Here is a 20,456-nt window from a genome sequence, read left to right as displayed (position 1 = left end):
ATCATTACCAAACCAGCCAAACTAATAAAAACAGGTGTTACAAGATTCTAATTCGTCATTATCTCCAATGAATGTTATTAGCCTTTATTATATTTGGCTTATTGGCTTAAAAACTAAGCCACTGGCTCAACATCTTCATCTGCGCTATCAACAAAGCGTGCATCACGACCTGCCCCTTTCACTTTATTGCGCTCTAGACGTGTTTTATATTTGCTCACTTGTCTGTCGAGTTTGTCTGCCATCTCATTAATGGCTTTATACATGTCATCTTCAAGCGCTTGCACAAACATTTCTTGACCTGAGACTCGCATGATGGCTTCAGCCTTGTGGCTCTTTTGACCACCATCACTAGCGCCACTATTATCTAGCGATAGAATCACTTGGATGCTTTGAATTTGATCAAAGTGACGGGCTATTTTGGTCAATTTGTCATGGACAGCGTTGTTCATGGCTTCAGTTACGGTGATATGGTGACCACGGATAGTAACATTCATATTATTGTCCTTATAGTTATCTCAGATAATACAACTGGTAATTAGAGCGTCCTGTCTTAACTACCTTTCCTTCTCAATAACGCCATGGGTTAGTCTTTATATTATAATGTGTCATGCCTTAAAATCTCTTATTATGGCGTCTTACTACACTATACTTATATCAATTAACCGCTTGGATTGTGTTATTGATATGACTCTAATTTGTCATGAAAACGTGTTAGTAGCAAGACTAAATAGTGTAATTAAATGTAAACAAAATATCTATTATTAACAGAAATCTATATAATCAAAAAATTTTATTTTTGCTATAAGGTTAATTATCATTGAGTTACGGTTAGCTATAGTAGCTTAATGGTTCTGATGTGCGCTTAGACTCTAATATAGTTAGTATTTTTGTTTGCGCTGGGTCGATGAGCCGATATTCATGGCTTCACGATATTTGGCAACAGTGCGGCGCGCAATATCAATGCCGTCAGCCAGTAATTGCGCTTGAATACGGCTATCAGAGAGTGGCTTTTTAGGATTTTCATCAGCGATGAGCTGCTTAATCATGGCGCTGATCGCCGTGGATGAGATGTCGCCATCGTTACTGCTCACGTGCGAGGAGAAAAAGTGTTTCAGGGAGAATAACCCTTGCGGCGTTAAGATGGTCTTACTGGTGGTCAGACGCGAGACAGTGGACTCGTGCAAGCCCACTTCTTCAGCCACTTCTTTTAAAATTAGGGGTTGCATCGAGGTTGCACCATGTTGCAAATATTCTTGCTGATGGCGGACGATGCTGGTCGCGACCTTTAATAAGTTCTGATTACGTTCTTCAATACTGCGGATAAACAGTCGGGCGTCAAGTAGATTATCACGCAAATATTGATTGTCAGGGCTATTATCACCACGTTTAACGAGGCTGGCATATTCTTGATTGACACGTAGTTTTGGTAAGGTTTCTGGATTCAGACGCACATACCAGCCCTCATTTTGCTCTGTGGCATTCGCTTCTTTATTCGTATTGTTATGCTTCATATTGCTAGGATTCATATTGCTAGAGGATATCGGTGATACTAAAATATCAGGGATATCGTAGCTGACAGGCGGCTGAGTATAGTCAGGCTGGCTACTCTGAAAAGATAGCCCCGGCGAAGGATTTAAGGTGCGGAGTAAGTTAAGCGCTGGTGTGATGTGCTCAGGGAGCAGTCCAGTAGCTTCCGTTAAGGCTTTAATATTATTACTCACCAAATGCTCACTTGCGGACAATAACGCTCGTGCATGGGCTAAATGTGGCGTATTGCGGTCAAGTTTGGAGAGCTGAATGGCAAGACATTCACTCAGATTACGCGCACCGACACCGAGTGGATCACAGGACTGAATGACACGCAGCACCGCTTGAATTTCGTCGTGTTCCACATGATCATCCCACTGGTAAAAACTTGCCATAGTAGCAAAACTTTGCAGTAACTCATCAATATCAAGCTGCACAAAGCCCATATCGTCCATGGAATCCATCAAATAATTGGCAATCAGGATATCAATGTCAGATAAGTGCTTAAAATTAAGCTGCCAACGCACATGGTCTTGAATGCTAGCGTTGGTACTGCCTTGATAGTCATCAAGCTCGCCAATAGTAGCACTGCCACCGACTGCCGCAGACGAGGCATAATTACCCGTAACAAAATGCGTAAAATCATTATCGATATCTTGATAATCGTTATTGATATCGCCGCTGTCCATCACGCTGTCATCAATACCAGACTGCTGTAATTTATCAAAACTGTCGCTAAATGAGTTATCGTCAGAGTCGTTATAAGCCTCAGAATCGTTATACGTATTGGAGTCGTTATAAGACTCAGCACCACTACTAAAATGGTCGTCAGCTGCTGCGCTGCTTGCGGCATTACTATTCCACATCTCAAGCGTTAAAGACTCAGCTATCGCTTCATGAAGGCTAGAGCTGTCATCGTTATAATGATCATCTTCATCGTCTTCGATACGCTCAAGCAGCGGATTACTATCTAGTTTTGTCTGAACCTCTTGTGCCAATTCGAGACTAGACAACTGCAATAGCTTGATGGCTTGCTGCATTTGTGGGGTGAGTTTTTGCGAGGTGCTTAGTGTGGCGACTAACCCAAACGACATATTCATGACTGGGGTTTACACTCCAATAGGGTTATTATTTTAATTATTATCAATTATAAATAGTACCGTCTTTTTTATCTAAATAGATGGACGGGGGCATATCGGATGATGACGATAGCATTTTTTGCTACATTGTTGCTATGATAATTTATATCAATGATTTTTCTATGCTGCAATGTGATAATTTTTTGAGGGGTTATTAATCATTTATCACTCATATCCTGCTGTAATGTTGGCACGCTGCCAAACAAGCAAGACGCTTTATTCTAATACCTGACAGTAGAACTTCAATAAAATAATAGTTAAGCCAATAAATATAACCGAGAATAGATATGAATCATAAAATGACTGTCGCTGCTGTACAGATGAATAGCCAACAGAATATTGAGACCAATCTTACCGCGATTAAAGCCGCGATTAGTGATGCTAGCGCACAAGGCGCGACGCTGGTGGTGTTGCCGGAGAATTGTTGTAGCATGGGTGAGCAGCGCGCGACAGCTGCGCGGTTTGATGCGCTATCAGCGACGATTGGCGATTATGCACGCAGTCATGGGATCTATGTGCTAGCAGGGTCGCTGCCATGCCCCTATCGTCCAGATGGCATGATTGTGCCTGATGGACGGATGCGCCAAGTCAGCCAGTTGTTTGCGCCTGACGGCTCGCAAGCCGCGCGTTATGACAAGATTCATTTATTTACCGCGACGGTGGCGGATAAGCAAGGCAGCTATAATGAAGCGGCGACCTTTGAGGCGGGCACGCAGACGGTGGTGACGCCCATTGAGGTTAATAATGCAGTTTTTCAATTGGGTATGATGGTGTGTTTTGATTTGCGTTTTCCTGCGCTTGCTCAGCGTTTACGACAAGCGGGTGCGGAGTTGCTCAGTGCGCCTTCTGCGTTTACGTATTTAACGGGGCAGGCAAATTGGTCGCTATTGTTGCAAGCGCGAGCTTTAGATAGCCAGTGTATGGTGATTGGCGCGGCACAAGGCGGTGAGCATATTTATAAAACCGGCAATCCACGCCAAACATGGGGGCACGCGACCATTACTACTTTTAATGGCTCAGTTGCGGATAGCTATGATTATAGCGTACTTGAGGGTCAAGCATTGGATAAAGGTTATGCCCTAGTCATGGCAACATTTGATAAAAATGTACAGGAGCAAGGACGACAACGTATGCCTATTTTTGATTGTCATCGCTTGGCGTAAATGATGATTCAGTTTTGATGCATATTAATTATCATTTAATACCATTAATCATCGTTATTTTTTGAATGTGTGGCGCGTGGATGGGCGCGGTCATAAACTTGGGTGAGTTTGGCAAAATCCACATGGGTATAAATTTGGGTGGTACTGATATCACTATGTCCGAGCATTTCTTGTACCGCACGCAAGTCACCGCTGCCCGATAGCATATGCGAGGCAAAACAATGGCGCAGCAAATGGGGATATAAATTTTGGGCAATACCGGCGCGCGCTGCTGCGACTTTAAGACGTTGTTGCACCGCGCGCGTCGATAATCGTGTACCTAGTTTTTCACTAATAAAAAGAGCGGCGTCAAGTTGCTCAACCCATAAATGCCGATGCGGCAGATAACGCGTGATAGCCGCTGCTGCTTTTGTCCCAATAGGTACAAGGCGCGTTTTATTGCCTTTACCAGTGACGCGCACGCGCAATTCCGAAATATCTATATCATTGACATCAAGCGCCACCAATTCACCGACGCGCAAACCACTGCTATACAGCAGCTCAAACATGGCTTTATCACGTAACCATAAGCGCGCTTGCTCTGGCGTATCAGGCGCAGGTTGGTCAAGCAGCTGGGTGAGTAAATCAATATCAGCAATCGATGGCAATGGTCTGGGACTGCGTTTTAACTGATAGCCTGTGGTCGGGTTAATACGTGCTACGCCTTCCTCAATCAGCCAACCATAAAAATGCCGAATAGCCGATAGCTCTTGCTGCACACTAGCAAGCGCCAACTTATCCTCATCCAAACGCTGACTGATATGCTGCGCAAGTTGGCGCTTATCACAGCGCGTCCATGTCAATTGCTTACCGCGCAAAAATAGCGCCAATTGACTGACCCCTGCAAAATAGGCGCTCAAGGTATGCTTGGAGTGATTGCGTACTGCCAAGACAGTTAACCAGCGTTCAACAGGTATGAATAGCGCCTGTAGCTCGGCATCGGATTCTATTATTGTCATAAGTTCAATGACTTAACTGGCATGGCTAGTATGGCTTTCACCACTGGTAGTGTTGGGCTTCATACCAGCTTGCGCCATCAGACCATCAGGACTAAAGACCCCTTCATAAACAAAGGCAGTCGGTCCGGTCATCATCACCGAATACCCTTGCTGCCAACGTATCATCATACTACCGCCATACAACTGCGCGCGTACGTCTTCGCCTTCATCGAGCCAGCCTTCACGAATACCAACTGCTACAGCAGCACACGCGCCCGTACCACAGGCTTGCGTTTCACCAACGCCGCGCTCATAAACACGCAAACGAATATGACGATTATTCATCACCTGCATAAAGCCGACGTTAACTCGTGCAGGAAATGCCGGATGCGACTCAATCGCTTTGCCCAATTTTTCGACTTCCGCATCTAACACGTTATCCACTTTAATCACCGCATGCGGATTGCCCATATTGGCGACATATAACTGCACTGGCGTACCATTCACATCCAAATGATAGGCATTTTGAATTTTGGTGGTGGCTTTTGGGGTAAAAGGAATCTCGTTGGGTTCAAACTTAGGCTTGCCCATATCGACTTCCACCCAGCCGTAGCGATCGGTGGTTAAAGAGATAATACCACTTGCCGTTTCAACCCGTAAACGCTGCTTAAATGACAGCTTACGCGCTTGTACAAAGCGTGCAAAACAACGCGCGCCATTGCCACATTGTTCGACTTCCGTGCCATCGGTATTAAAAATACGATAACTAAAATCCACGTCAGGACGCATCGGTGGCTCAACCACCAGCAATTGATCAAAGCCAATACCCAAATGCCGGTCACCCAATAACTGTACCAAATCGGTGGTTAACTCTAAACGCTGGGTCACCAAATCGATGACCATAAAATCATTACCCAGACCATGCATTTTGGTAAATTCTATCAACATATCCTTATTTCCTATTCTATTATTATGTGTGGCTTATAGTAGCACGCTGCCTATGACAATGATAATCATCGCCATTGATTTACTGTGTTGACTGACTACGTTGATTTGCGGCAGCAGTATGGTTAAAAATGGCATGAGCACGGTTAACAATGAGCCATAAAAAACCCATTGCTCTGATAGCAATGGGTCGTTTTTGAACCGTGAAATAAATAATAAGTGCAATGAGAAATAAGCCATCAGCCTAGTGACGTTTTTATAATGTCACTAACATTACTCTTTTTCACTGCTTGAGGGTTATTTCTCAGTTTGCCATAAGGTTTCGCCAGCATACAAATCAGCAATCGTTTCGCGTTTTCCAATCAGCTGATGTTGAGTGCCTACGACCATCACCTCAGCGGCACGCGGACGAGAATTATAATTACTACTCATCGCAAAGCCATACGCACCAGCACCAGTAATGGCTAAAATATCACCGGTTGCCAATGACAAGAGACGGTCTTTTGCTAAAAAGTCACCCGTTTCGCAAATCGCGCCGACAATATCCCACGCCTGTGTGCCATCGGTCTCGATACCTTCGCTTGGTAATACTTCTGGAATCACTGCCATTTCCGCTTGATATAATGCGGGACGAATCAAATCATTCATCGCCGCGTCAACGATGGCAAAGTTTTTATGCTCAGTTGGTTTTAGCACATCAACGCGAGTCAATAATATACCGGCATTGGCGACCATGCTGCGACCCGGCTCAAAAAAGACGGTTAAGCCAAGCTCGGTTAATTTTGGCAATAACGCTTGCGCAAACTCATCAATCGTTACCGGTTTCTCCTCGATATAGCGCACGCCCAAACCGCCACCCAAATCAACATGGCGCAGCTCAATACCTTTCTCACGTAAGCTATGAATCAGCTCAATGACTTTATCCAAAGCGGCAATAAAAGGTGCCACTTCGGTTAATTGCGAGCCGATATGACAATCAATACCGACGATATCAATATGCGATAACGTGGCGGCATGTTCATATACTGCCAGTGCTTTATCGTGCGCGATACCGAATTTATTATCTTTTAGACCAGTAGAAATATATGGATGCGTCTTCGCATCGACGTCCGGATTAACCCGTAGTGAGATAGGGGCGCGCTTATCCAGTTGTTTGGCGACCATATTGATGAGCGTCAACTCACTGATGGATTCAACATTAAAACAGCTGATACCTTGCGTCAGGGCAAACTCAATATCGTCACGCGTCTTGCCAACGCCTGAGAATACCACGCGGCTCGCCTGCCCACCGGCTGCTAATACGCGCGCAAGCTCTCCACGCGAGACAATATCAAATCCTGCGCCTGCTGCTGCCAACACGCCCAACACCGCAATATTTGAGTTGGCTTTGACCGCATAGCAAATTCGATGGTCAATCGCCGCAAAGCTCTCATTATAATCGTGATAGACGTCCAATATCGCCTGCTGCGAATACACATAGCACGGTGTATCGTAAGATTTTACCAACTCACTAATGCTCACATCTTCCATATATAGCGCATCATCGCGGTAGTCTAATGCGGATAAATGGGCAGTTAACGCTTCAGGATTAATATATAACCCTTGTTCGGTTTGGGTAGTTACTGGCTCAACATTACTCATATTAGTGTCTCTAAGGTCATCAATTTATCAAAATAAAAAGGTAAGGGTTAAAAACTAAGAATTGTAAAAAATTCAAATGTTAATAATCATTTGGGTCGTCAGTCACATCGGGCAATACCTGTTTTTGTTCTAGATAGCGCGTCTTTTGATAATCCGCATCATCAAGCCCTGCAAACGCGGCATCTTGTGGATCACTGGTACTGTCTAATACCTCCAAGCTACTCGTTACCATTTGGCTATTGCTATCAACTAAGTATAAATCCCCTTTTTGTCCGCAGCCTGTTAGTGCAACCATGACTGTCGCACTTAATACTAGCGTACAGACAAAACGCCCACCGGTATTAAGAATAGCTGCTGGTGATAGCACTTTTTCTTTGACATTTTTTATGGATAATTTGGCACGATTCATCGTGCTGAGCTGAGAAGTAGTAAGCATAAGGACAAACAACCTTGCAACAAAGTGGCGATAGTAAAAAGGTAATAAAAGACAGCATCAGATAATTAAGAATGATAGTAAATAAAAATATGGGGCTAAACATCAGCATCAGTATGAGCATCATAAAGCGCTGCTATTAGCATCCTTTGAATCATAGCATTATTCACGAAAGCTGTGCGCGTGTTGGCTTTATTTAAGCAAAATTTCCATAATATGCACACCATCAACTGATGGCTATCACGCAACATTGAGACGAATTATCTCATTTATTATACTTCTGACAAATTTCCTTACAATTTGGTGTCAACCCTATTGAGCCTCTATAGACGTGCGTCAGTGGCAATGGTAAAGGCTTGTTGACTGTCAATTTTAGCGCGGATGTTGGGTAAGCGTTAATCATTCAAATAGGTCATTTTATCTCTAGAACGCTTATCTACTATGGCTTCTATTATAATAAATATTATTAAATTGAGCTGTTTAGTATCGTTTTATACGGTCATCTGTATTAAAAACTTTTATTAAAAAACTATATTTTTGTTCATAAATTTAGCTATAAAACATGAAATTAGATGGCGCATTAATCGTGTGTTTATGTTTGTTCAATCGGTTTTAATCCGCTATGATTTAGGTCTTAACCAACATCATCTAAGGATAGAGCATGAGTGACAGCGTCAGCAATACCACTTTTAGTGATCGCAACTCGGGTAAATCAGATTTAATTAACCCTACTTTAGTTTTAAACTGCGGCTCTTCCTCCATTAAATATGCGCTTATCAGCGAAGATGAATCTACTCGTATCACTGGGCTTGCCGAAAACTTAGGTCTCGATACCGCTCGTATTAAACACACCACATTAAATGGCGAAAAGCTTGAGATTACCATTCCCGGTGGTCGTCATGAATTGGCATTGCAAAAAATCTTGGCATTATTAGAACAATACCACTTCGTCGCGGTAGGTCACCGCGTGGTACATGGTGGACGAGAATACTCGAAAGCGGTACGCGTTGATGCTCACGTCTTAGAAGAAGTTAAACGTTTAAAAATCCTTGCGCCACTACACAATCCTGCGAACGCATTAGGTATCGAAGCGGTACAAGCCATCTATCCTGATATCCCACAAGTGGTGGTTTTTGATACGGCATTTCACCAAACCATGCCAGCCGTTGCCTATCGTTACCCGATTCCAAAAGCCTTATATGAAGAAGAAAAAATCCGTCGTTATGGCTTTCACGGTACGTCACATGCCTACGTTTCAGAACGTGCCAGCCATATCACTACCGCCAAAGGTCCGCATGGTTGGTTGACCGCGCATTTAGGTAATGGTTGTTCTGCTGCTGCTGTTTATGATGGCAAAAGCTTAGATACCAGTATGGGCTTAACCCCGCTTGAGGGCTTAATGATGGGCACACGTAGCGGTGATGTTGACCCTGGTTTGCATATCCATCTAAAACGCCTACTGGGTATGAGCTTAGAAGAAATCAATGATATGCTCAATAACGACAGCGGTCTGCTTGGTATCTCAGGTTTATCAAACGATTTGCGGACGATTGAGCAAGCAGCTAATGAAGGTCATGTCGACGCCCAGCTCGCCATTGAGATATTCTGCTATCGTGCGGGTAAATACCTTGCGAGCTTAAGCTGTGCCCTGCCTGAATTTACGGGCATTGTGTTTACTGGTGGTATCGGTGAGAACTCTGTAACGACGCGCGCCCGTATTTTAGACGTAATGCGCCACTTCGGCATTAAATTCAGTGAAGATAAAAACAAATCTCTGTTTGGCGGCGGTGAAGGCAGTTTCCACGATGAAGACAGCAGCATTGAGCTGTGGGTCATTCCTACTGATGAAGAATGCCAAATTGCTAAAGAAACACGTCAAACCTTAGGTTTCTAATCTGTCGGGTTTCTAATAGGTCAGATTTATACTAGGTTAGGTCTGCAAGAGGTTATCTCTAAAATAAGTCATGAGTCTAATAAAGGGAGCGCTTCTGCTACGGAGCGCTGTACTTAACTTAAATAGCACGTGCTTTCAGCAGCTTCCCTCAAGAATATAATAAACAGTAGGATACGCTATGCAAACCATTTTACTTGTTCCCATTAGTCGCGGTATCGGTGTGACGTCAGCAGCGCTCGGTCTGATTCGGGCGATGGATTATAATGGCGTTAAAGCCGCCTTTATGAAGCCCTTCTTGCAAGACGATACCTTAGATAAACAAAACAGCCTAGATAGCTCAAGCGCATTGATTATGCATGCTTTTGGTCTAACGCCACCTAAGTCGATTAATCGTCAGCGCGTCGAACGGATGTTGGGTGATGATAATCTTGATGAATTAATGGAAGAAGTGGTCGAAAACTATCAATCCATTGGTAGCGATCAAGACGTGATTATCTGCGAAGGCTTAGTGCCGACCACTGAAGCGTCTTACGCCTCACAAATCAACCGCGCGCTTGCTCACGCGTTAGATGCCAAAATTATCTTTGTCAGCACCGTTGATACAAGCAGCCCCGCTCAACTTGCGGATAAATTGGATGTGCATGCGCGTGAATTTGGTGGTATTGCTAGTGACCGTATCTTAGGCTGTATTTTAATGCGCGTGCACGATGTGCCGAATACCTTTGAGACTCAGCCCGTAGCGCCAGGCGAAGCGGTGGTGAGTTTAGATAATGATTTTATGCAACAAATGATGCGTTTGTCGCCACATTTTAATACCGAGCAGTTCCGCCTTATCGGTGTCGTGCCGTTTAGTAACTCGCTGTCTGTGCCACGCACATGGGATATTGCCGCTGAGCTGGACGCGACTTGGTTGCACGTTGGTGAAGCCAAATCTCGCCGTATCACTCATATTAGCCTAACCGCCCGTTCAGTCGCTCGTATCGACGAAGTATTCAAACGCGGTACGCTTATCGTCGTGCCGGGCGATCGTGATGACTTGCTATTAGCCGCTGCATTGGCGTGTATTAATGGGATTCCACTCGCAGGTTTGGTGTTAACAGGCGGTGTTGTGCCCAATGCTACCGTTGCCGAATTATGGCAGTCAGCGCTAAAAACCGGTATTCCCGTTATGAGCGTGGAATCTGACAGCTTTGAAACCGTGCAAAGCCTGATGCACATGAGTGCTGAGATTCCCTCTGATGATACGGAACGCGCCCAAGAAGTCACGCGTTATGTTGCCGCGCATTTAGACCTCAGTTGGATTAAAGCCTATTTCAGTGGCGACCACAAACCGCGCTTGTCTCCTGCGGCATTCCGTCATCAAGTGGTCAAAAAAGCGCAACTGGCGAACAAACGTATCGTCTTGCCAGAAGGGTCTGAGCCGCGTACTGTCGAAGCCGCTTGTATTTGCCAAAGCCGTGGCATCGCCAATTGCGTACTGCTGGCTAAGCGTGCCGATGTTGAACAAGTCGCCAAAAATCGCGATTTAATCTTACCTGAAGGTCTTGAGATTATTGACCCTGATACGCTGGATATGAGCAAATATATCGCGGCTGTTGTTGAACGTCGTAAAGGCAAAACCACTGAAACTGTTGCGGCTGAACAGCTTAAAGATACCGTATTCTTAGGTACGACCATGTTACAGATGGACGAAGTTGACGGCTTAGTCTCTGGTGCCATCCATACCACTGCCAACACTGTCCGCCCAGCATTTCAGTTGATTAAAACCGCACCGCAGTATTCTTTGGTATCGTCAATTTTCTTTATGTTGCTGCCTGAACAAGTGGTGGTCTATGGGGATTGCGCCATTAACCCTGACCCAACCGCAGAAGAATTGGCAGAAATTGCCATTCAATCGGCTGAATCTGCTGCTGCCTTTGGTATTGAGCCCAAAGTTGCCATGATTAGCTATTCAACAGGCGCATCTGGTACGGGCGCTGATGTTGAAAAAGTCACTCGTGCTACCGAAATCGTCCGTGAACGCATGCCAAGTCTCGCGGTAGATGGACCCTTGCAATATGATGCCGCCTCAGTCATGAGTGTTGGCAAACAAAAAGCGCCCGACTCGCCAGTCGCCGGACAAGCCAACGTCTTTATTTTCCCTGACCTCAATACAGGTAACACCACCTATAAAGCCGTCCAACGTAGCGCCAACGTCATCAGCGTAGGTCCCATGCTGCAAGGCTTGAATAAGCCCGTAAACGACTTATCTCGTGGCGCCTTGGTCGATGATATTATCTATACTATCGCGCTGACCGCTATTCAAGCCGATAGCGATGCTATTTAATAAGTGCTTAAACGCGTAACTTAATAAGTGCTATAAGTAAGACTTTATACAGCCGATTCTCATATCATTATGAGGGTCGGCTTTTTATTGGCTTATTTTTCAACACCTATTTTTAAATAAGCAGCTTTTAATGACAAGCGCTCGCCTGCCCTCTACAATGGCGCATCCGTTTATTGATTACAGAGTATTTTATTTTAATGTCTACTGCGCCTGCGATTCGTGCCTATCTTGGCGGATCTTTTAATCCTGTACATTACAGCCATATCCAAATGGCAATGTACGTTTATCAGTGCCTTGCGCCCATCGCCGCCGCACAACAGCGCCCGCTACACGTCTCTTTACTGCCCAATGCTCGCTCGCCGTTTAAAGAACAAAGCCTAGATCCTGCTCATCGGCTTGCCATGTTAACGTTAGCGATTGAAAACACTCCGCTACAAATCAGTGAGCTTGAACTATGGCAAACGCCGCCCGTCTATAGCATAGACAGCGTACGTACGTTGCATGAGTGCTATCCCAATGACAGCCTAATATTTATTATGGGCATGGACAGCGCCCGCAGTTTGGATAAATGGAAAAATGGTCTAGAGTTGACCGACTATGTGCATTTATGGATTTTTAACCGAAGTAACAGCGCAAATTTTTTGCCCATGAATGATGTAATGACTGCAAATGAGAGGATAGATCATTTTTCTACTCAGGATATCGCGCATTTGATTACTGAGTTACCAAGCGCTTTACAAGGGCAAATTACTCACCGCCCAACAGAGTTAACACGAGTATTAAATACCTTCGCAGAAACTGGAAAACCCTTGCAAAACTGTGCCAAAGGACGCATTTATATAGACCCGCGACCCGTCACAGCGCTATCCAGTACCCAAATACGCAAACAACTGCACACAATCCCTACGATTACTGATAATCCGCCCAATTTATTAGCTAAATGGCTAAATCCTACGGTTTATCAATATATTATCGCCCATCAGCTATATTCTGCTGTCTAATTCCGTTAAAATCGCTCTATTGATGTCATTTTGCAAATTATTGCTTAACTGACCATTTATTATTTTATGTTCCAATGTTATTAATACGATTAAAGAGATCAAAATATATGTCCAACACCATGACGAACGAACGCTTAGAAGCTTGTCTGACCCTTGTTAAAACTGCCCTAGACGATATGAAAGCCAAAAATATCACTGTGCTCAATGTTGAGCATTTAACCGACGTGATGGAACGCATCGTTATCGCTGACGGTACGTCTAAACGCCATGTGCGCGCGATGGCAGACAGCGTTGGCGCTGAAGCGAAGCTTGGCGGCTTTATGCCCCTCGGTCGCGAAGGCGGTAACGACTCTGACTGGACGCTCATCGATTTAGGCGCGGTCGTTGTGCATATGATGACCCCGGCAGCGCGTGAGTTCTACGACCTAGAAGGTCTCTGGTCATCAGCTGAAAACTTAGCTGAGCTGGTCGCCGTACCACGTGAGAAAAAAGCCGGTCGCCGTAATTAATATCAAAGATAAATAGCGTGGCTTACCTAAAAAGACTGGATTTATTATCTGGTCTTTTTTTATGGCTGATTTTTGATAGTAAATTTTTTTAGAGCCTAACTTTTATACCTTAATTCTGAGCAATAATTAATACCTTTAAGTAGCATTACCTTTTAAACAGCTTTCTTCTTTAACCAACAAAACAGCCAATGATTACGCTAAGATAATGTTATGAAAAAAACAGTATTTACTGATTAAAACAACAATAATTTAGGATGACTTATGAGCAAAGAATTTAGTGAGTCACTACCGCAAACGTCTAACGCTAATATTGGCACTGGCACTGGCACTGGCACTGGCGCTGACATTAATGACTTTAATAAACCACTCCCGCTCCACATCGCCAATTTACTCTGTGTCCGCGCAGGCAAAGCCATGCCATTTGCGCGTGAACAAATGAGCGCTATTGATAAAGCACCGATTAAAGCGCCTGTTGCCGTCGACTTTATGGGATTGACTACCGATGAGCAAGCCGATCGCCGCCATCACGGTGGTCCACTCAAAGCCGTTCACCAATTACCACCTGCCACGTATGAAAAAGTTAATGCAGAGTTTGGTTTAAAAGTGCGGGTGGGTACATTAGGCGAAAACCTCACCACCGGAGCAGTGAATCATTTACCTGAAATGACCGAAGCCACCGTCTGTATTGGTGATGTCTTTCAATACGGTGGGCAGAATGAGAAATCCGATAACGATAGCGTGCAATTGCGACTCGTGCAACCACGACGACCCTGCTACAAAATCAACGACCAAATTGGACAATTTACCAAAGTACCAAATATTGCCTCGTGGGTCACCAAGCAAGGTATCGCTGGCTGGTATTTTGAAGTGGTGCGTGATGGGATGATTGATGCAGACCTGCCCGTATATTTAATCGAACGACCGTATCCGTTTGCTACTTTAGAGACGCTTTGGCAACTGACCAATGCAAAAGAGAAGTTTGCCGCCGACATTATCGAGCCGTGGCTGACGATTGAGTGTTTGGAAAATAGTTGGAAGACGGTTTTGGCAAAGAAGATTAAGCAAGATTAAAAATAGAATACCGAGAAATTTGTGCAGATTTCGCATGACCCTTTTCCTATTTTTCACACCGAGCATTTCATGGCAAAAAACTTCTCATTTTTAGCATTGGCATCCGCATTATATTTAACGCTGCCACTGACAGGCTGCGTATCCACCACAGCACCGCGCTATACGATTGACAGCCAAACCTATCAAGCCCAAGGTAAAAATGAGCGCATTCATTTTATCGTGCTGCATTATACCGTTGGCGATAACGAGAGATCTATAAAAACCTTAACGACAGGCAATGTCAGTGCACATTATCTAATTCTCAATAATGACGATGATAAAATTTATCGCCTAGTGTCTGAAAGCGAACGTGCTTGGCACGCGGGCGCAGGTGGCTTTGGAGGTAGAACGGTGTTAAATGACACCTCGATTGGTATTGAGATTGTCAACGACGGGATTGCCACACAATATCGCGATGCGCTAAAAAACGGCACGCTTGACTATCATCCTGCTGAGCACTATGTGGCATTTGAAGACTTACAGATTAAAAAAGTCGCGCAGTTGGTGCAAGATTTAGCCAAAAAATACAATATTTCCCCGACCAATATCATCGGACATTCTGATATGGCACCCTCGCGTAAAATCGACCCCGGTGCGAAGTTCCCTTGGCAACGACTGTATACAGAGTATGGTATTGGCGCTTGGTATGATGAATTTGATAAGCAATTCTTTATGAATCAAGACGAGTTTGCAGCGGCAACGATACCTGAGATTAAGCAAGCATTTAGGAAATATGGTTATCAAATCAATGATAATGATGCGTGGGATAAAGCCAGTCGTGATGTGATTTATGCGTTTCAATTGCACTTTCGACCGCAGCAGCCAACGGGTAATATGGATTTAGAAACCTATGCTATTTTAAAGGCGCTGAATAAGAAATATGCGGATTGATAATAGCGCGCGCCCTGTATCTTTTCATCTGTTTCTAAAGCTAATGGTTCAATTGGCATAAAGTGTTGATGTATGTCTACACACTGCTGATTACGACGTTGCTAGGCTGTAAAGCTTGAAACCCCTGCTCTCTAAATAATTATCAAGCACCGATATATCAGCATTAGCACAGACCACTGCAATATAGCTATCGGGTCGCAATAAATATATCGCATCCTTTGTGAGACCCGCTGTTGCAAACTCATCACGCCATACGAACGTTATTAGGTTAATATTATTGAACTCGCACCACTGTTGCAGCGCGGCTGTCGGCTCGCCATAGACGTGCAGTTGCCACGAAATCATTCTCAAAGAGTCGTAATTATCTTGCTTATCGAACTGTACATAAGGTAACCGCTCGCCAGCATGGATATCCCCTACTGTACCGAAACTTAATTCACTGTCAGCGTAATTCATTTGAGTTTGTGAAATGGTTTTGAACAGCATCTCCCGCACAAAGTCATTATGCCAACTAAATTTTACCACCGTTGGTGCTATATGTGTCCGAACAAAATCAGCCAATGCCCCTTGAGCAGTGACGAACTTGAATAATCTATCAGTAGTATCGACGAGTTTATGCGCGAATACTCTGCGCTCAGATTCAATACTATCTAATATAGTATCTGGTGCTTGCCCTTTTAAGACTGCCGCCAATTTCCAAGCTAAATTGATCGCATCACCGATACCAGTATTCATACCTTGTCCCCCTGCGGGACTATGAACGTGAGCCGCATCTCCGATCAAAAAGACGGAACCATGACGGAAATGATCCGTGACGCGGTGATGGACTTTATATGATGAGAACCAATTGACCGAGGTGACCTTGATGCCGATAGAATCAAGCGCAGTGGTATCGATATCTTTAAAGGTTAGCGCCTTGATATCAGCTTCTGTCGTTGGCGTGCGCTTTGGACTGACGCTGCTCACTAAGCGTATCGTCCCATGCTCGCCATACGGCATCACCAATAAAAAATCCGCGCCTTCAAACACGACTTGAATCTCGCCCTCAAATGGATTGACGCTAGTATCCACATCTGCCACAAAAAATATCTGCTCGTACGTGCCGCCTGCAAAATCAGCATTCAGTGTTTTACGTACCGTTGAGCTAGCGCCATCACAACCAACCAAAAAGCGACTGATCACAGACTCTTCATAGCCATTTTTGTGACGTATTTTTGCTGTGACTTTTGCTGTGTCTGTCGTATCTTGGGATACAAAATCTATCAGCTCGACTCCCCTTTCGACGATGATTTGACGGTTAGCTAGCTCTTGCTCTAATAGCTTCTCATGCTTGTCCTGCGGATATATCAAAATAAAAGGATATGGCGTGATAGTCTTCCCCATCTCACCTAGCGTAAGGTGTGCTCTTTTTTTCCCCTGCGACCAAAGGTTGATTCCTGCACTGCGATAGCCCTCCTGCACTACTTTGTCTGCAAGACCTAACTGACGATACAGCTCTAAGGTTCGAGCTTGAACGACTAAGGCTCTGGACTGCGAACCTGCCTGCGCTGATTTATCAATAATACGCACCTTTATGCCCTGCTCATTGAGCCAAAGCGCCTGTACCAGTCCTGTAGGTCCTGCGCCTACAATCAATACCTCTGTGGCGTTAGACTTAGTCTTACTGAGCGTGCTAGCGCCTTCAGGGGACGTGATATCGTTATTATAATGAGACATAACGCTCCTTTTGCAGATAGAGATATCAGTTCAGTATGAATGAGCTCATGGTCAAAGATATATTCAGTATATTCTTGGCGATATCTGCGTTGTATTGATTTTTGTTAAGGCTGGTAGCACTCTTTATGAAGATAAATATCCATGCAAAGAGGTAGTCTGTTTTATATTTAGGGAAAGTTGATGGATACTAGATCAGTCTAAGCGCAAAGATGAATTGGGAGATTTATGCTATTTTAAAGGCGCTGAATAAGAAGTATGCTGGACGTGATTATTTTTATTGAGGTCAATTTCTAGACATTTAAAACGTTCACTAGACGATTTTTATTAATCAGAGGTATTTTATGACGCTATGCATCCACGCCCTATTCCATACCGATTATGAAGACCTTAGCTTTATCAAACAGTGGGCTATTAACTACAACCATATGCTCACTATCACTCGCTCTTACAATAACGATTTATTGCCAGAGCACGATAGTTTTGATTGGCTCATCGTGATGGGTGGACCAATGAGTGTACACGATGAGGAAAAATATTCTTGGTTAGTCAATGAAAAACGCTTGATTAAACAGAGTATTGATAATGGCAAAACAGTTATCGGAATTTGTTTAGGGGCGCAACTTATTGCGCATTGTTTGGACGCTAACGTCCAGCCAGCTAACGTAAAAGAGATCGGTTGGCTGCCCATTCGATTAACGACAGAAGGACAATCACATCCCTTATTACAGGATTTATCTAAGCAAGATTTCACTGTCTTTCACTTTCATGGTGATGGTTTTGACTGTCCAGAAGGGGCTAGTATTATTGCAACATCAGAGGTTTGGGCGAACCAAGGATTTATCTACCAAACTCCGCAGCATAAAGCGCTTGGCACTTGGGTAATGGGCTGGCAGTGTCATTTTGAAGTGACCAAAGAAAGCCTTGCTAAGATGGTCGCAAATGGCAATGGCGCTATCCAAAGTGGACTTATCAATTATCCCGAAACTGTACAATCAACGGCTGAAATAATAGCGCGTAGTGATCAATATATTTCAGACAATAATGCAAAATTAGCCGCTATACTAAATCGGATGGCAAATAGCGGATAACTGAATAGTAAAGAGAATAACCCATGAATAACTCACAATATGACGAACAAGATGAGCTGCAAAAACATCTAGAAGAAAAAACCAAGCAAGAGAAGGAAAGAGAGCAAGAAGCTGAGCCGTTCTCTGCATACGATGCTTGTGTGCTAAAAGAGAGTGCTAAGATTCATGAGTTGATTGCGGAGGCGAAGAGAGAGGTTAAAGATTGCTCTTTAAGTAAGTAACTCATAAAAATTTTATTTATTACACCATTTTTATTTTTTACCACATCTAATGATGTTATAATTTATAAAAATAATATGGATGAGTTAGATATGGCATATCAAGCACCGCAGTATGAGATGTTCAGTGATTTAAATAGTCGTAATAAAGATGGCGAGCTCATAACTAACGATGCAGCTATAATAATTTTGAAGGAGAAATTCGGTTTTACTCCACAAATTATCTTTAGCGCCATTGAGAAAGCTGATCAGAATTTCAATATGAAAACTGCAGTGAACTGTGCAAGTGGTATAGCACGCTGGGGTGATATTGGGGAAAACATAGCTTTGCAGCTTATTTCTAATGAAATTAAGTTTAATCGAGATCAAGGACAACCTACATTAACTATCACCAATAATAATATTCAAATTATCATTATGTCTAGTAATCATAATTTGGGTAATGTGGATTTACCAATATCCTCTAACTGTTCAAAAGGTATTGAAACCAAGCATAAAATTGATATAAATAAATATAGAAATATGACTGGCGAGAAGCTGGAAACTTGGGTTTTATACTATCCGTCAAGAAAACACGAAATTTATCAAGATGATTCTCCGAGTCTAATCTATGAACTTGCAAGACCAATGTCTTATATAGAAATGGATGATGGGAAAATTTTTCCTACTGACCATGATTGTAGATTAATGTTTTCTTCAGATTCAGAAAGTGAAGTTCAGTCATATATGAGTGAATTTGCTGATGAATCAGTGAATGAGGACTCGTTTGAAATTGGGTATAAAAATGCGAGTAATGAAGAGTAACTTTGAATTTAATAAACACCGGTTAAAAATAGCTAAGGATTTAAAGGGTAAAACAAATAAAGATTTAGCTAACATTTTGTCTTGTACAGAAGTTACTATTTCAAACTATCTGAATGAAAAAAAATCTTCAATTCCTGACTTTGAAAAAGTAGTGGCTTTAAGTGAATCATTAAATTTACCCTTTAGTTTTTTTAACTCCACTTTTAAAACACAAGTAATAGATGAGCAGATATTCTTCCGTTCCTATAGTCGCATAAAAGCTCAACATAGGAATTCTGCGCGGGCTTATAGTGAATTTGCAATTCAAACTTTAGAGTATTTTGATAAGAGAATTTCTAACCTTCCTACTTTTCAAGGTTTTGATATTGATACTCTAGTGAATGAGCCTGAAAAATCTGCTTTAACGCTCCGTGGTGATTGGCAATTAGGCATTTTACCGATTAAAAATATTATAGCTTTACTTGAATCACACGGTATCGCAGTATTTCGTTTACCGATTGAAGTAAAAGAGGTTGACGCATTTTCTTTTTATCATGATGGACGACCTATAGTATTTTTGAATACAGCCAAGTCAGCAGAAAGAATGCGTTTTGATGCTGCTCATGAGCTTGGTCACTTAGTTCTCCATAGTGATGATAAAAATGTACTTGAGAATATGAAAGACAAAGAGCACGAAGCTGATAGGTTTGCATCCAGCTTCTTGATGCCGAAAGAAGCATTTATTGCTATGGCTCCAAATAATCTAAATCTAGCTAACTTAATAAGCTATAAGAAATATTGGAAAGTATCTCTTGCGGCTATGAATTATAACTTACACACCAATGGATTATTAACCGATTGGCTTTATCGTTCTAATTGTATAGAGTTTAGCAAGCAAGGATATAATAAATCAGAACCCGAACCTATTGAACGTGAGAAACCTATTCTATTGAATAAGATCGTTAAAGTTCTTTTAGAAAAGGAAGGTAGGAACTTCTATGAGAATATTGATTTTGGTTATCAAATTTTAGATGATATAACGTTCAAATTAATCAGTGAAAACACTAAGCCCAAGCTAAGATTACTGTAGGATCT

At 43.1% G+C, this 20,456-nt stretch carries 18 protein-coding genes; 11 read left to right on the top strand and 7 right to left on the bottom strand.

Annotation, left to right across the window (positions count from 1 at the left end):
• Positions 1-113 precede the first annotated feature (113 nt).
• Together hpf and AOC03_RS07575 are read right to left on the bottom strand one after the other, a co-directional pair.
• Complete coding sequence (hpf, locus tag AOC03_RS07580) at positions 114-494, bottom strand: ribosome hibernation-promoting factor, HPF/YfiA family (protein WP_062534749.1); 381 nt, start codon at positions 492-494, stop codon at positions 114-116.
• 384 nt (positions 495-878) lie between these two features.
• Positions 879-2,627, bottom strand: a complete 1,749-nt coding sequence (locus tag AOC03_RS07575; protein ID WP_062534747.1) for an RNA polymerase factor sigma-54 — start codon at positions 2,625-2,627, stop codon at positions 879-881.
• Between the two features lie 326 nt (positions 2,628-2,953).
• On the opposite strand from AOC03_RS07575, the gene AOC03_RS07570 reads away from it, so the two are divergent.
• Positions 2,954-3,829 (top strand): nitrilase-related carbon-nitrogen hydrolase, encoded by an 876-nt coding sequence (locus AOC03_RS07570; RefSeq protein ID WP_062534745.1) that lies wholly within the window; start codon positions 2,954-2,956, stop codon positions 3,827-3,829.
• 44 nt (positions 3,830-3,873) lie between these two features.
• Here the strand turns inward: AOC03_RS07570 and AOC03_RS07565 are convergent, their stop codons facing one another.
• From AOC03_RS07565 to lptM, 4 genes are all read right to left on the bottom strand, one after another.
• Positions 3,874-4,827 carry a tyrosine recombinase XerC gene (locus AOC03_RS07565; protein ID WP_084785803.1) on the bottom strand — a complete coding sequence of 318 codons (954 nt, stop codon included), beginning with the start codon at positions 4,825-4,827 and terminating at the stop codon, positions 3,874-3,876.
• A 12-nt stretch (positions 4,828-4,839) separates the two neighbouring features.
• Positions 4,840-5,754, bottom strand: coding sequence for a diaminopimelate epimerase (gene dapF / locus AOC03_RS07560; protein WP_062534741.1), 915 nt, complete (start codon positions 5,752-5,754; stop codon positions 4,840-4,842).
• A 294-nt stretch (positions 5,755-6,048) separates the two neighbouring features.
• The gene (lysA, locus tag AOC03_RS07550; protein ID WP_084785802.1) at positions 6,049-7,392 is read right to left on the bottom strand and encodes a diaminopimelate decarboxylase; all 1,344 of its coding nucleotides are present in this window, start codon (positions 7,390-7,392) and stop codon (positions 6,049-6,051) included.
• A 79-nt stretch (positions 7,393-7,471) separates the two neighbouring features.
• A complete protein-coding gene (gene lptM, locus AOC03_RS12785; RefSeq protein ID WP_062534737.1) occupies positions 7,472-7,828 on the bottom strand; it encodes an LPS translocon maturation chaperone LptM in 357 nt (118 codons plus the stop codon).
• 658 nt (positions 7,829-8,486) lie between these two features.
• On the opposite strand from lptM, the gene AOC03_RS07540 reads away from it, so the two are divergent.
• From AOC03_RS07540 to AOC03_RS07515, 6 genes are all read left to right on the top strand, one after another.
• Positions 8,487-9,719, top strand: a complete 1,233-nt coding sequence (locus AOC03_RS07540; protein ID WP_062534735.1) for an acetate/propionate family kinase — start codon at positions 8,487-8,489, stop codon at positions 9,717-9,719.
• A gap of 178 nt (positions 9,720-9,897) precedes the next feature.
• A complete protein-coding gene (gene pta, locus AOC03_RS07535) occupies positions 9,898-12,045 on the top strand; it encodes a phosphate acetyltransferase (protein WP_062534734.1) in 2,148 nt (715 codons plus the stop codon).
• A gap of 197 nt (positions 12,046-12,242) precedes the next feature.
• A complete protein-coding gene (locus AOC03_RS07530) occupies positions 12,243-13,046 on the top strand; it encodes a nicotinate-nicotinamide nucleotide adenylyltransferase (RefSeq protein WP_062534732.1) in 804 nt (267 codons plus the stop codon).
• Between the two features lie 107 nt (positions 13,047-13,153).
• Complete coding sequence (rsfS, locus tag AOC03_RS07525) at positions 13,154-13,555, top strand: ribosome silencing factor (protein WP_062534730.1); 402 nt, start codon at positions 13,154-13,156, stop codon at positions 13,553-13,555.
• 414 nt (positions 13,556-13,969) lie between these two features.
• Positions 13,970-14,626 (top strand): MOSC domain-containing protein, encoded by a 657-nt coding sequence (locus tag AOC03_RS07520; protein WP_062536597.1) that lies wholly within the window; start codon positions 13,970-13,972, stop codon positions 14,624-14,626.
• A 69-nt stretch (positions 14,627-14,695) separates the two neighbouring features.
• Positions 14,696-15,556 carry an N-acetylmuramoyl-L-alanine amidase gene (locus AOC03_RS07515; protein WP_062534728.1) on the top strand — a complete coding sequence of 287 codons (861 nt, stop codon included), beginning with the start codon at positions 14,696-14,698 and terminating at the stop codon, positions 15,554-15,556.
• 90 nt (positions 15,557-15,646) lie between these two features.
• On the opposite strand, the gene AOC03_RS07510 is transcribed toward AOC03_RS07515, so the two are convergent.
• Positions 15,647-17,272, bottom strand: a complete 1,626-nt coding sequence (locus AOC03_RS07510) for an FAD-dependent monooxygenase (protein ID WP_084785800.1) — start codon at positions 17,270-17,272, stop codon at positions 15,647-15,649.
• Between the two features lie 341 nt (positions 17,273-17,613).
• On the opposite strand from AOC03_RS07510, the gene AOC03_RS07505 reads away from it, so the two are divergent.
• The 4 genes from AOC03_RS07505 to AOC03_RS07490 all read left to right on the top strand — a co-directional run bounded on the left by AOC03_RS07505 (position 17,614) and on the right by AOC03_RS07490 (position 20,451).
• Complete coding sequence (locus AOC03_RS07505) at positions 17,614-18,360, top strand: type 1 glutamine amidotransferase (protein WP_062534726.1); 747 nt, start codon at positions 17,614-17,616, stop codon at positions 18,358-18,360.
• Between the two features lie 23 nt (positions 18,361-18,383).
• Positions 18,384-18,581 carry a hypothetical protein gene (locus AOC03_RS07500; protein WP_062534724.1) on the top strand — a complete coding sequence of 66 codons (198 nt, stop codon included), beginning with the start codon at positions 18,384-18,386 and terminating at the stop codon, positions 18,579-18,581.
• Between the two features lie 90 nt (positions 18,582-18,671).
• Positions 18,672-19,382, top strand: coding sequence for a hypothetical protein (locus AOC03_RS07495; RefSeq protein WP_062534722.1), 711 nt, complete (start codon positions 18,672-18,674; stop codon positions 19,380-19,382).
• Complete coding sequence (locus tag AOC03_RS07490; RefSeq protein WP_062534720.1) at positions 19,372-20,451, top strand: XRE family transcriptional regulator; 1,080 nt, start codon at positions 19,372-19,374, stop codon at positions 20,449-20,451. Before AOC03_RS07495 ends, AOC03_RS07490 begins: the two co-directional genes overlap by 11 nt.
• Positions 20,452-20,456 lie beyond the last annotated feature (5 nt).

The organism is Psychrobacter urativorans (genome assembly GCF_001298525.1).
Classification (GTDB): domain Bacteria; phylum Pseudomonadota; class Gammaproteobacteria; order Pseudomonadales; family Moraxellaceae; genus Psychrobacter; species Psychrobacter urativorans_A.
The sequence above is the reverse complement of the archived record's forward strand: the minus strand, read 5'-3'. Positions and strand labels throughout refer to the sequence as shown.

Coding starts and splice junctions, on each gene's coding strand:
- rsfS (WP_062534730.1), top strand. CDS start 13,154: ATGTCCAACACCATGACGAACGAACGCTTAGAAGCTTGTCTGACCCTT.
- AOC03_RS07505 (WP_062534726.1), top strand. CDS start 17,614: ATGACGCTATGCATCCACGCCCTATTCCATACCGATTATGAAGACCTT.
- lysA (WP_084785802.1), bottom strand. CDS start 7,392: ATGAGTAATGTTGAGCCAGTAACTACCCAAACCGAACAAGGGTTATAT.
- lptM (WP_062534737.1), bottom strand. CDS start 7,828: ATGCTTACTACTTCTCAGCTCAGCACGATGAATCGTGCCAAATTATCC.
- AOC03_RS07570 (WP_062534745.1), top strand. CDS start 2,954: ATGAATCATAAAATGACTGTCGCTGCTGTACAGATGAATAGCCAACAG.
- AOC03_RS07530 (WP_062534732.1), top strand. CDS start 12,243: ATGTCTACTGCGCCTGCGATTCGTGCCTATCTTGGCGGATCTTTTAAT.
- dapF (WP_062534741.1), bottom strand. CDS start 5,754: ATGTTGATAGAATTTACCAAAATGCATGGTCTGGGTAATGATTTTATG.
- AOC03_RS07490 (WP_062534720.1), top strand. CDS start 19,372: ATGAAGAGTAACTTTGAATTTAATAAACACCGGTTAAAAATAGCTAAG.
- pta (WP_062534734.1), top strand. CDS start 9,898: ATGCAAACCATTTTACTTGTTCCCATTAGTCGCGGTATCGGTGTGACG.
- AOC03_RS07540 (WP_062534735.1), top strand. CDS start 8,487: ATGAGTGACAGCGTCAGCAATACCACTTTTAGTGATCGCAACTCGGGT.
- AOC03_RS07495 (WP_062534722.1), top strand. CDS start 18,672: ATGGCATATCAAGCACCGCAGTATGAGATGTTCAGTGATTTAAATAGT.
- AOC03_RS07575 (WP_062534747.1), bottom strand. CDS start 2,627: ATGAATATGTCGTTTGGGTTAGTCGCCACACTAAGCACCTCGCAAAAA.
- AOC03_RS07510 (WP_084785800.1), bottom strand. CDS start 17,272: ATGTCTCATTATAATAACGATATCACGTCCCCTGAAGGCGCTAGCACG.
- AOC03_RS07565 (WP_084785803.1), bottom strand. CDS start 4,827: ATGACAATAATAGAATCCGATGCCGAGCTACAGGCGCTATTCATACCT.
- hpf (WP_062534749.1), bottom strand. CDS start 494: ATGAATGTTACTATCCGTGGTCACCATATCACCGTAACTGAAGCCATG.
- AOC03_RS07515 (WP_062534728.1), top strand. CDS start 14,696: ATGGCAAAAAACTTCTCATTTTTAGCATTGGCATCCGCATTATATTTA.
- AOC03_RS07500 (WP_062534724.1), top strand. CDS start 18,384: ATGAATAACTCACAATATGACGAACAAGATGAGCTGCAAAAACATCTA.
- AOC03_RS07520 (WP_062536597.1), top strand. CDS start 13,970: ATGCCATTTGCGCGTGAACAAATGAGCGCTATTGATAAAGCACCGATT.